Origin of the sequence: Thermococcus sp. (genome assembly GCF_026991495.1) — an archaeon.
Classification (GTDB): Archaea; Methanobacteriota_B; Thermococci; order Thermococcales; family Thermococcaceae; genus Thermococcus.
Genome location: NZ_JALXBJ010000087.1, coordinates 1 through 10,470 on the forward strand (window position 1 = coordinate 1; position 10,470 = coordinate 10,470).

Annotated in this window: 14 protein-coding genes; 6 read left to right on the top strand and 8 right to left on the bottom strand. The window is 51.6% G+C overall.

What is annotated here, in order from left to right; all coding sequences use genetic code 11:
- Positions 1-129: 129 nt before the first annotated feature.
- From MVB78_RS10280 to MVB78_RS10290, 3 genes are all read right to left on the bottom strand, one after another.
- Complete coding sequence (locus MVB78_RS10280) at positions 130-411, bottom strand: type II toxin-antitoxin system RelE/ParE family toxin (RefSeq protein WP_297491077.1); 282 nt, start codon at positions 409-411, stop codon at positions 130-132.
- 10 nt (positions 412-421) lie between these two features.
- Positions 422-643: a hypothetical protein gene (locus MVB78_RS10285; RefSeq protein ID WP_297491080.1), complete on the bottom strand. Its 222-nt coding sequence runs from the start codon at positions 641-643 to the stop codon at positions 422-424.
- Between the two features lie 80 nt (positions 644-723).
- The gene (locus tag MVB78_RS10290) at positions 724-846 is read right to left on the bottom strand and encodes a hypothetical protein (protein ID WP_297491084.1); all 123 of its coding nucleotides are present in this window, start codon (positions 844-846) and stop codon (positions 724-726) included.
- 353 nt (positions 847-1,199) lie between these two features.
- Between MVB78_RS10290 and trm10 the strand changes: the two genes are divergently transcribed.
- Positions 1,200-2,312, top strand: a complete 1,113-nt coding sequence (gene trm10, locus MVB78_RS10295; protein ID WP_297491109.1) for a tRNA (guanine(9)-/adenine(9)-N1)-methyltransferase — start codon at positions 1,200-1,202, stop codon at positions 2,310-2,312.
- Here the strand turns inward: trm10 and MVB78_RS10300 are convergent.
- The 4 genes from MVB78_RS10300 to MVB78_RS10315 all read right to left on the bottom strand — a co-directional run bounded on the left by MVB78_RS10300 (position 2,300) and on the right by MVB78_RS10315 (position 6,410).
- Entirely contained in the window at positions 2,300-2,533 is a 234-nt protein-coding gene (locus MVB78_RS10300) for a hypothetical protein (RefSeq protein WP_297491087.1), read from the bottom strand. The genes trm10 and MVB78_RS10300 overlap by 13 nt on opposite strands.
- Entirely contained in the window at positions 2,490-2,681 is a 192-nt protein-coding gene (locus MVB78_RS10305; RefSeq protein WP_297491090.1) for a hypothetical protein, read from the bottom strand. The genes MVB78_RS10300 and MVB78_RS10305 overlap by 44 nt, the downstream gene beginning before the upstream one ends.
- A 349-nt stretch (positions 2,682-3,030) precedes the next feature.
- Positions 3,031-3,591 carry an NYN domain-containing protein gene (locus tag MVB78_RS10310; RefSeq protein WP_297491092.1) on the bottom strand — a complete coding sequence of 187 codons (561 nt, stop codon included), beginning with the start codon at positions 3,589-3,591 and terminating at the stop codon, positions 3,031-3,033.
- Between the two features lie 152 nt (positions 3,592-3,743).
- Positions 3,744-6,410: a valine--tRNA ligase gene (locus tag MVB78_RS10315; RefSeq protein WP_297491111.1), complete on the bottom strand. Its 2,667-nt coding sequence runs from the start codon at positions 6,408-6,410 to the stop codon at positions 3,744-3,746.
- Between MVB78_RS10315 and MVB78_RS10320 the strand changes: the two genes are divergently transcribed.
- The 3 genes from MVB78_RS10320 (at position 6,400) to MVB78_RS10330 (ending at position 8,123) form a co-directional block, all read left to right on the top strand.
- A complete protein-coding gene (locus tag MVB78_RS10320; RefSeq protein ID WP_297491095.1) occupies positions 6,400-6,750 on the top strand; it encodes a hypothetical protein in 351 nt (116 codons plus the stop codon). The genes MVB78_RS10315 and MVB78_RS10320 overlap by 11 nt on opposite strands.
- 760 nt (positions 6,751-7,510) lie before the next feature.
- Positions 7,511-7,675, top strand: a complete 165-nt coding sequence (locus tag MVB78_RS10325; RefSeq protein ID WP_297491098.1) for a hypothetical protein — start codon at positions 7,511-7,513, stop codon at positions 7,673-7,675.
- On the top strand, positions 7,635-8,123 hold the full coding sequence (locus MVB78_RS10330) for a PIN domain-containing protein (protein WP_297491101.1): 489 nt from the start codon (positions 7,635-7,637) through the stop codon (positions 8,121-8,123). Before MVB78_RS10325 ends, MVB78_RS10330 begins: the two co-directional genes overlap by 41 nt.
- Here the strand turns inward: MVB78_RS10330 and MVB78_RS10335 are convergent.
- Positions 8,120-8,737: a TIGR00296 family protein gene (locus MVB78_RS10335; protein ID WP_297491114.1), complete on the bottom strand. Its 618-nt coding sequence runs from the start codon at positions 8,735-8,737 to the stop codon at positions 8,120-8,122. The genes MVB78_RS10330 and MVB78_RS10335 overlap by 4 nt on opposite strands.
- 93 nt (positions 8,738-8,830) lie before the next feature.
- Here MVB78_RS10335 and MVB78_RS10340 point away from each other — a divergent pair, with 93 nt between their 5' ends.
- Positions 8,831-9,136 carry an MTH1187 family thiamine-binding protein gene (locus MVB78_RS10340; RefSeq protein ID WP_297491103.1) on the top strand — a complete coding sequence of 102 codons (306 nt, stop codon included), beginning with the start codon at positions 8,831-8,833 and terminating at the stop codon, positions 9,134-9,136.
- Positions 9,133-10,308, top strand: coding sequence for a DUF373 family protein (locus MVB78_RS10345; protein WP_297491106.1), 1,176 nt, complete (start codon positions 9,133-9,135; stop codon positions 10,306-10,308). The genes MVB78_RS10340 and MVB78_RS10345 overlap by 4 nt, the downstream gene beginning before the upstream one ends.
- Positions 10,309-10,470: the final 162 nt, after the last annotated feature.

Consider the following 10,470-nt stretch of genomic DNA (forward strand, 5'->3'; position numbering starts at 1 on the left):
TATTAAGTTGCAAAAACTTAAAAGGGTTTCGACTGTTTAATGGTTGTCTGGTGGTTTACTACATCCCCGCCCTAAAGGACGAGGCTTTCAAAAGAAAAAAGTAATGTGAAATGGAACTCTTATCCTGTTTCACTTCCTGTAGGCGGTTTCCCGGGGCTTTAGGTCTGTTACGATAATAATTTTTTCATCCCAGTATACGGTGTAGAAGAGCCTATAATCGCCGATTCTAAAGCGGTAAGTGTTGGTTTGTTTTGTCTTCTCGCCTTTCACAGGTTTTAAGTCATAAGGAGGTTTTGGGTAAGGGTTTGTTCTCAGAGTTTCTAAGAATTCTGCTAATTTCTGGCGTTGAGCACGCCTGAGGTATTTTCTGGCTTTTTTGATGACTGTTTTATCCGCAATGACAGTGTACACTTTTCTCACCTTAATTTAGGAGTTCGCGGATCGCTTCGTCGGCGGTTAATCCTTCTGAGGGGTTGGCTTTGAGGTGTTCGGCTTTTCTTGTTAGCTCCTGGTATTCTTCTTCTGGTATGATCTCGGCTTCATCTTTTTCTGCCTGGAGTTTGAGGAGCTCCTGTTTGAGGTGTTCGAGTTCTCTTTCTATTCTTTCAATATGGTTGATAAGGACGTGTACGCTCTCACCCATGTTTTCACCTCCCGTGCTGTGTTCACGCTTCAAGCTAAAAAGGTTTGCGAAATGGATGTTGCCTTGAAAAAAGGGTAAAGCTACGGCAGGTCGTTGATGATGCAGAGCTTTTTGATTTCGACAGCTACATCTTCAATGAGTTTTCTCTCGTACTCTGCCCCCATGGGCCCCCACGATTCCGCGAGTTTCTTCTGAATCTCCATTAGTATAGCCGCGTTGAGCTCCTTTTTCTTCTTGAGGCCCCACTGTGAAGTTCTTTCCTCTCTTTGGTTGGGCTTTGCTTGGCGGCTCCTCTGTGATGTCCTGGCTGGCGAGCTCTTTTAGCATATCCTCCGGAAGTCCAGCGTCCTCAGGGTTCTCGTCGAAAGCCATCTCGGTGCCACCGAAGCGCTCTTTCTGCTTCTTCCCTTGCTGTTCTTTCTTCCCCCCAATACACCTTAACACGCGGGTTCGAATTCCGTCCGGCCCGCCAGAACAGTTCTGAATTCTTCAAGGGCGGCCAATTGACTCCGCACCAAAACTTTTTAACCCCCTCCCCAAGCCACAATCGATGGCGATGAAGACCCTCGCCGACGTTTTCAGGGATGTTCTCAAAGAGAAGGGTGTGGAGAGCATTGGGACGCTCTCGAAGCGCTTCCGTAAGTCAAGGGATAAGCTCCAGGACATGGCGATAGAGATAGTCCACGGGAAGGGGGCCGTATTTAGGATACCTGAAAAGACGGCCGTTGCCTGGGATCTGGAAGGAAAGATGGTTGAAGGCTCCCACTACGCCTACGCCCCACTATGCATGGCGGAGAAGTTCGAACCCGTTCTAACACCGGAGGAACTCAGGAGAAGGCTTCCATCGTGGCCGTACTTCATAATCGATCTCTACCATTGGGAAAAACACATGGATAAGGAGAAGGGCAAGCTCTGCCTCCAGGCGATCCAGTGCTACGGCCTCCTGAAGAGGTACTTCACTGGAAGCGAACTGACGATCACGTGGGCAAACGGGGAGTTCAAGCGAATGTTCCACGGTCCCCTCGACAGGATAACGGTCTACGACGGCCCCACCTCGGAGTTCTTGGGGGAGAAGGGAATAGAAGAGGTCGTCCTCCTCGACCCCTGGGCGGATGAGGTTTTGAGCAAGGGGGATTTCAACGTTAAAGCCTTCGTAATCGGCGGCATAGTTGACATTGCTGGGAACAAGAGGAAGGCAACGCCGGAGATCGCTGGGGAGCTTGAAAAAGAGGGCATCAAAGTCCGCAGGAGGAAGATCGTGCTTAAGGGCGACGTCATCGGCGTCCCGGACAGGATAAACAGGATCCTTGGCATAATCCTCAAGATGATGGTGGAAGGGAAGGGCATGGACGAGGCCGTCTACGAGATGCAGGAGCCTCTGCACGCCCGCTGGCGCCTCAGAAAGGAGCTTCCAAAGCATGCAATCCGCTACAGGATAGACGGAAAAACCTACCGTGTTGTTGAGAAGGAGCTCTTCGATGAATACTCCCAATGGCTCAAAATCCGCTGGGAGGACTTCATCAAAGTCCTTCGCGAGCTGAACCTGACGGCGCTGGATAGGAGAAGGATACACCACCTCAACAAGATATCGAACGCGCGGATAATCAACGGCAAGGCCTACCGCGTGATCCTCCTCAAGAAGGCTGCGTTGCTGTGCTACAACTGCTGAGCATTCTTTTTCTTGGTCAGGTATTTGTCCATGACACGCTTTACTTTCTCGTTATTCCAGTTTCCTCCGTAGAGCCTGTTCTCGGCTATGTAGCCGGCGAGCCTTATGGCGAGGGTCTGGTTCTCCTGATAGAGCTCGTACATCTTGAAGTTGAGTGACGCCTCCCTTTTGGAGAGCTCAAGAAGTTTCCTTCTCAGCTCCTCTTCCTCCACCTTCCTCACCCCTCAAAAGCTCGTTCTCCCTCTTTAGCTCTTCGACTGCCTTCCTTAGAATCTCGTTGTCGCGCTTCATCTCCTCGTATTTTGCTTCCATGAGCTCAAGAAGGGCCTCCATCTCCTCAATTCGATGCCTGAGTTCCTCCGCTTTCACGATCCCACCCGGTCGAAGTTTAGTGAGGAGCATAAAAAGGTTGGCGAAGGAAAGGGTTCAGAAGAACAGAACTACCGCGTCACCGACGACGACCGTTTTGAAGCTGCCTCAAAATGCGTTGAGAGGGCTTTACCAAAGCTCTGAGCGAGTTTAGTCCCATATCCCTAAAAAGCGCCTTCACAGTCTCAACAAGATATCCAACGCAAAGGTTATCAACAAGATGGCATATTGAAACCAAAGGAAGACCTCAGCGCCGTGTTATGGCTGTCTGACCTCCCCTCCGGCCTGAAGGGCGGGGCTTTCAGAAGAAAAAAGTAAATATCATCTGTAGGCTTGGAAAACTATGAACTTATCTCCTGCATCGTTCAATAAGTTCCTTAGTTATCTCCTCGGCTTCGTCGACTGTGGAAATGAGCTCATCCGAGGAACTGTTTTTTGAGTAATACAGTTTCACTATTACACCCGCATCTTTTGCGGCTTTAACTGCCGGAACAAAATCATTATCCCCCGCTATCAATACTGCAATTTTTATATGGCCTGCCCAACTAAGTCGAACTAAATCAACTGCTAAGCGGACGTCAACTCCTTTTTGAGCGAAATACTCTTTTCCATCAGCGGCATACCTCTTGACGGTTTTGCCTTTAACGACCTCAAAACGTTCTAACCGATCGATTGAGTGGAAGAATCGCATCGCCTTTTGGTACCTCTCCTTTTCTTCAGGGGTGGGCGGGCTACTCTGATAGGGAGGCGCATTGTAATAGTAAGTCCTCAATCTCTTTCCAGGACATATCTCATTGGACAATTTTAGAAAGTCTATTTTTATTTCACTAAACTCATTTTTCAAAACTTTGGCAAGATAGCCACCGTCAATAAAAACTGCACACCATTCTGAGGACAAATCAGAACCCACAGAAACCACCTCCAATATTATCTGCCGTCCCCAGGGCAATACGCCCCAGGGACGACAGCGGGCATATTACCAATAGTGCCTAACCTGATGGGATTTATAATATTTTCGGTGAGCAAATAGAATTTAATCAAAAACATTAGGAGGCTGAAAAATCAGAAGAACAGAACCACCGCATCCCCTACGACGGCCGTTTCGACCTCTTTGCCCTCGCTGAAGACCGCCTTTCTGATAACAACGTCGTCCTTGGTCAGCTCGACCTTTTCTCCGTCAACCTCGAACTCGACCTTTCCGGTCTCCTTGAGGGCCTTCGCTGTTTCTTCCGCGTTCTCCTTGAGATAAGCGGTAATCTTCGGCACGAGCTTGCCGTAGCGTGGGCCAACGGTTCTGAAGTTCGGCTTAATCTCGATGATGCGCTCCTCAAGCTCGGGCTCGCCCCTGATTATCTCAAGCCTCTCGATGTTCATCGTCCCTGCGATGTCCCTCTCTATGGCTTTGAGCTTGTCATAACCCTCCGTAGCATAGATAGCGACGTGCTTGAGCCTGGCGTTCAAAGCGAGGCCGTGGCTGTTCTTGTAGCGCCTCATGGCGCCGACTATCTCCCTGGCGAGCTCGCCGAGCTTTTCAGCCCCCTTGTCTATCCTTCCTTCATCGTACTTGGGCCACTGGAGGAGATGCACGCTTTTTGCTTTAATCCTCCCGCGGAAGAGGTTCTGGTAGAGTTCCTCGGCGATGTGCGGTGTGAGCGGCGCGAGGAGGAGCATGACGTTGTAGAGCAGCTCGTAGAGTGCCGCCTTGGCCTTGAGCCTGCTCTCCTCGTCGTCGCCGTAGAGGCGGTACTTTATCATCTCGATGTAGTCGTCAGCGACTTCATGCCAGACGAAGGTTATCAGCTCCCTGGTGAGCAGGTTGAAGCGGTAGCGCTCCATCTCTTCCGTGGCGAACTTTATGAGCCTGTGCAACCTGGAGAGAATCCAGCGGTCGAGGGGTTCGAGCTCGGCTGGCGCTTTAGCGGGGTCGAAGTCGGCCAAGTGTCTCTCGGCGAAGCGATAGATGTTCCAGACCTTCTGCAAAAACCTGTAGTTGTAATCGATCGTCTCCCACTTGAACGGGTGGTCTTCGCCAGGTGGAGCCAAGGCCGTCCAAAGCCTAAGAGCATCGGCGCCGTACTTCGGAATCACCTCATCAGGAGCGACGACGTTGCCGTAGCTCTTGCTCATCTTCCTTCCATCAGGCCCGGCAACCATACCGTTGATGAGGATATCCCTCCAGGGCTTCTCCCCGGTCAGAACCCAAGTCCTGAATATCGTGTAGAAGGCCCACGTCCTTATGATGTCTGTTCCCTGGGGTCTTAAAGCGGTCGGGAAGTTGTGCTCGAACCAGCGCTTTCCTTCATCATCGCCTTTGATAGCGTCGTACCAGCGGCTTATGATGAGTGCGGTCAGACTGGAGTCAACCCAGCAGTCGAGAACATCCTTTACCGGCTCCGGATCGCTGCCGTCGGAGCACTTTCTTGGAGGTTTGTCGAAGCGCGGGTCAACGGGTAAATCCTCCTCGTTGGGCAGGATTATCTCGCCGTTCTTGCAGACCCAGAAGGGAATCGGCGTTCCAAAGACGCGCTGCCTGCTTATCACCCAGTCCCAGTCCATGCTCTCGGCCCAGTCCTTTAATCTCAAGAACATGTCGCTCGGGTACCAGTTTATCCTCTCGGCGACCTTGACGATTTCATCAGTGAAGTCCTTGACCTTAATGAACCACTGCTTCTTCGGCAACAGCTCAATCGGTGCCATGCAGGAGCTCCTCTCCGTGTGCCTCAGAACGCGGTGCTTTATCTTCTCCTTCTTGTAAAGCAGGCCCATCTTCTCAAGGTCTTCGGCTATCTTCTTTCTCGCCTCCTCCGTCTTCAGACCGGCGTAGGGGCCGGCCCTCTCGTTCATGGTTCCGTCCTCTTTGATCGCTATGATAACGGGCAGGCTGTAGCGCTTCTGCCAGACGACGTCCTGCTCGTCACCGTAGGTACAGTTGTAAACGGCACCGGTTCCAAAGCTCGGGTCAACGTCCTCATCTGCCAAAACCGGAACTTCGCGCTCAAATATCGGGAGCTTAACCTTCTTCCCCACGACGTCTTTATAGCGCTCGTCATCAGGATGAACGAAGACTGCCACACAGGCCGGCATCAGCTCTGGTCTTGTAGTCGCTATCGGGACGTGACCACTTCCATCAGCGAGGGGAAGCTTGATGTAGTAGAGGTAGCCTTCTTCCTCGACGTAGCCTACTTCGGCCTTTGCTAAACTCGTCCTGCAGCGCGGGCACCAGTAGACCGGGTGCTCGTCGCGGTAGAGCATCCCCTTCCTGTAGAACTCGATGAGGGACTTCTGCACGGCAGCTTTGTACCAGTCATCCATTGTGTGGTACTCCAAATCCCAGTCGGCGGAGTAGCCTATCCTTATGAACTGGTTGCGCATCGCCTCGATGGCCTGCCACGTCCACTCGATGCACTTCTGGAGGAAGAGCTCGGGCTGGTCCTTGCTTATTCCAAACTCCTTCTCGACCTTGAGCTCGGTTGGAAGGCCGTGGTTGTCGAAGCCCTGCGGAAAGAGAACGTTGTAGCCGGTCATTCGCCTATAGCGCGCCACAATGTCAATCCATGTGTGGCTGAGAACGTGGCCGAGGTGGAGCGTTCCGCTCGTGAACGGCGGGGGAGTGTCTATAGCGTAGCTCGGCCTCTTCTCGTCGAGCTCGTATTTGTAGACTTTCTCGTCGAGCCAGAACTTCTGCCACTTGGGCTCAATCTCGTTCGGGTCGTAGGTCTTGGGGAGCATAGCCATCACCTCTTCGGTTTTTGAAGATGGGATACCCTCAGAAGGGTGGCTTAAAAACTTTGACGGTGGTGCCAGAGCTGAGACTAACCCAAAAGGGCGGAACGCCTGGAGTTCAGGGTTTGAAACCAGCACCACGGTGGACGATAGGCACCACCGGAGTATAGAAGTGGACAGGGGTTTAAAAATTTTGGGGTTAGATCAGCGGCTTCCTCCTCACGGGCCCCCAGGGTTTCTCCTCCTCAAATATCTCGGCGGCAAAGGCGTTAGATTTGGGTTGTCCCCTGCGATTTCAGCTGGGAAGGGGCTTCTTGAGATTGGAGACAGGGTTTTCAGGGCATAAACGCACAAACATGGCTGCAACAGCTTTTTATTGTGACGTAATTAGAAAAATAAAAGACATATGTTTCAACGCCGCTTTAGGGCTAAAATAACAAGTAGCAGCAAAACTAGGATTCCCCCATAGAGCATTGCCTTCTCCTTGCTTAATCTTATGCAGGCTATTTCAATGAAAGGAGCCTTCTCTGGAGTTGTAGATGTGGTGTTCGTTTGGGTTGGGGCGGTGGTGGAGGTAGTGCTTGATGGAGCAGGAGTTAATGTGACTGTTATTGTTTTTGTTTCGTTGGGATTGCAGATTAAAAATTAACCCTGAAATAAAAAAATAAAAATCTGTCAAATTATAGCAGAAAAATCTGTCATTATGTCAAATAAAGGGATATCGCCTCATGGAGCAGAACAGAACCTCAAAAAGATTAGCTTGTTAAGCACGTTAGAGATAACATAAAATGCCACGGGACAGCGACTCGTGTAATTGTGGCACTGGCTTTTAAAGAGAAAGGATGGCGAAACTTCAATTAACTACGCGTGCAAGGGCATAAAGAGCAATCAGATAGTACAACGCCGTGTAGGCCACGGCTTCTCTTCTCCGTACTTTTCAATCATTTTTGCACTCAGCTCACGCTGTTGAAAAGTGAGGATTTAATTTAATCACTTTCAAGGGAAGACATTTCGAGACTATCACTTACTATCGTTGCCTGTTCCAGTAGTTGGACTAACCGTTTAGAAATGGAAAGGGTTAAAACCATCTCCTCCAATTCTCACACATGGAGAGCGTGGCATCTAACTTTGAGGAAGTCTTTGCGCTGGCTAACCTTCTCAGGACACGTTACCTTCCCGAAAAAAAAGGAAAGGGACGAAAGACATTAAAAGGCTCATGGAGGGAGCTTCGTGAATACATCGAAGAGTACAGGGACGTTTCTGGACAGTAGCATCATAGTCAATACTATAGTCGAGACTGAGCTTACCAAGTTTACCGACAAAGTCTTTGAGAGGTTTCCGCTTATAACGTCTGAAACCGTTATAGACGAAAGTGTTTATGTAATAATCCGCAAGCTGTTCGCCGAAAGGGGAATCAAAAATCGATTCGATGCCAAAAGAAAACTTCAAACCCCTATGGGTGAGGAGATTATTGAAGAGGCCATAACACTCGTTATGAATCTCATCGAGGAGAAAAACGTGGCAATAGTTAGGGACGCGGACATATACCTAACGCTAGCAACTATGAAGAAATATTTGCTTCTTCCTCACGATGCTAAAATAATATCCACGATGCTTCAAAACGGCATCAGGGAGCTAGCAACCTTCGACGAGGATTATAGAGTTACCCCGGGTATTGTTCTGCTTCCGGAAGACTACTGGGGAACAGAGAAAGATTAGATCAGCGGCTTCCTCCTCACGGGCCCCCAGGGTTTCTCCTCCTCAAATATTTCCGCCGTGAAGCGGTAGACCTTTGTGTCCGGGTCGAGCCAGCAGTCTGGGGGTAGGCCAGCCTTCCAGCAGGTCTGGGCCAGGAACTCCTCCTCGTCCCAGCCCCACTCGATCGGGACCTGGGGGAGGAGCAGACCGGAGTAAAAGCCCTTCTCTATCAGCAGGCCGTCCCTGCCGACCTTGATCTTCATCGGCCTCTCCTTGGGTGGCCCTTCAATGGGCTCTGGAGGTGTTAGGACGCTGACCTCAACTACGATGTCATCCAGCTCGTCCTCTCTCACAGGTGGGAAGCGGGGGTCGTCGGTAGCCGCGTATATGGCCGCCTTGATAGTGGCCTCGACGAGTGGGTAAACCGGCAGCGGGAAGCCTATGCAGCCCCTAAGAGCGGTCTGAGGTGGCGAGTTGCGCCTGTTGAGCGTCACAAAGACCCCCATCTTTTCCCAGAGCTCCGGCGGGGTTTCCTTGGGAGGTTCTATTGTCCTTCCGTTTCTCACGTACTCCTCAACGGCCCTTCTCGCAAGTCTGACGAGGAGCTTGCCCCACTCATCCCTTATCCTCGGCATGCCCACCACCAGGGGAATTTACCCGTGGGTGGTTATTAAGCTATCCCGCAATCCTTAAAAGATCGCCGAGAGAGTGTAAGACGGGCGTCGAAAATGGTCATCGTGGAGTTCACAGTCGTGCCCCTTGGTGAGAAAAGTTTGAGCCGGTACGTCGCCGAGATAGTAAAGCTTTTAGAGAGGAGGCGTATTAAATATCAGCTGACACCGATGTCAACCGTGATGGAGACCCCGAGTTTGAAGGAAGCCTTCGAGGTAGTAGCGGAGGCCCATGAGCTCATGTTCAAGCTCGGCGCCAAGAGGGTCTCGACCACGGTCAGGATAGATGACAGGAGGGACAGGGAGGTTCACATGGAGGACAAGGTGAAATCAGTTATGGAGAAGGTGGGGGATAGGCTGTGAGGGTTCTCGTGCTGGCCATAGACAGGGACGACGATTTCGGGAGAAAGGCAGGGGTTAAGGGACCGGTAATCGGCAAGGGCAAATGCATAGACGCCGCCCTGAAGCTGAGCCTGGCTGACCCGGAGGACAGCGATGCAAACGTGGTCTACGCAGCGGTTAAGCTCTACGATGAACTGAAGGAGAGCGGGGAGTTCGACGACGTTGAAGTCGCCCTGATAACAGGCCACCCGGACGTCGGGGTGAAGAGCGACATGGAGCTTACGAGGCAGCTCGACGAAGTTCTCAAGCGCTTCCCAGCCGACGGTGTTATTCCAGTCACAGACGGCGCCGAGGACGAGCAGATATTCCCGATCCTCGCTTCGAAGGTTCCGATCACGAGCTCCCGGAGGGTCGTCGTCAAGCAGAGCGAGAGCATCGAGACGACCTACTACATAATCTCGCGCTACGTTAGGGAGATACTCAACGACCCTGAGGCTTCCAAGGTGTTCCTCGGCATACCCGGCTTCATCCTCCTCCTCTACGGCATCGGCAAGTTCATATCCATAAGCCAGCCAGATAGCATGAACGTTATCTCGGGCGTAATCAGCGGTACGCTGCTGCTCCTGATCGGGGGGTACGCGTTCCTCAAGGGCTTCCGCCTCAGGATAATGGAGGCCATAGTGAACGAGTTCATACAGGTCATCTTTGCGATAGCCGGCCTCTTCGTGGTCATAGCCGGCATGATAAACGCCTACGTTAACTTCCCGCAGTTTGCCCAGTCAATGCTCGGGAAGATGCCCGAGCCCGGTCTCATATCCATAGTCCTGTACATAAACTCGATAAACACTACCCTCATGATAGGCATAGCCGTTGCGTTTATAGGCCGCATAATCCAGGCTTACATGAGGAGGGACCCGCACATCTGGTACAACATAACGGCCTTCTTCATCCTGCCGGCTTTCTGGGTGATTCTCGACCTAACGACTAAATACGCCCTCTCGATAATAAGCGTTCACTCCTTGGCTTTCCTGTTCGAGGTGTTCGGGGCCTTCGTGGACGTTGGCTTTGCCGTCGTCGCGGGCTCCTTCCTGAGGAAGTTCACGATAGAGTGGCTCAGGAGTGGTGAAGGTGAAGCCGGAAGAGGCATTGCGGGAGTACCAAACCCTGAAAAGAAGACGGGAGAAAGAGCTTGAGTCCATAAAAAGGGAGTACAGCGAGGAGATGCGGCGGCTCGTGGAGGAGATCCTCCAACTTTTGAAGGAACTTGAGGAGAAGGAACCACCCTCAAAGGTCGACCGCCGTCTGCTCTCGATGGCCCTCAGGGAAAGGAAGACCTACGTCACGGCCTTAAGGAA

Bases quoted from the DNA above. Each gene is read 5' to 3' on its own strand.
- trm10 (WP_297491109.1), top strand. From the start codon at position 1,200: ATGAAGACCCTCGCCGACGTTTTCAGGGATGTTCTCAAAGAGAAGGGT.
- MVB78_RS10285 (WP_297491080.1), bottom strand. From the start codon at position 643: ATGGGTGAGAGCGTACACGTCCTTATCAACCATATTGAAAGAATAGAA.
- MVB78_RS10340 (WP_297491103.1), top strand. From the start codon at position 8,831: ATGGTCATCGTGGAGTTCACAGTCGTGCCCCTTGGTGAGAAAAGTTTG.
- MVB78_RS10315 (WP_297491111.1), bottom strand. From the start codon at position 6,410: ATGCTCCCCAAGACCTACGACCCGAACGAGATTGAGCCCAAGTGGCAG.
- MVB78_RS10335 (WP_297491114.1), bottom strand. From the start codon at position 8,737: ATGCCGAGGATAAGGGATGAGTGGGGCAAGCTCCTCGTCAGACTTGCG.
- MVB78_RS10325 (WP_297491098.1), top strand. From the start codon at position 7,511: ATGGAGAGCGTGGCATCTAACTTTGAGGAAGTCTTTGCGCTGGCTAAC.
- MVB78_RS10290 (WP_297491084.1), bottom strand. From the start codon at position 846: ATGGAGATTCAGAAGAAACTCGCGGAATCGTGGGGGCCCATGGGGGCA.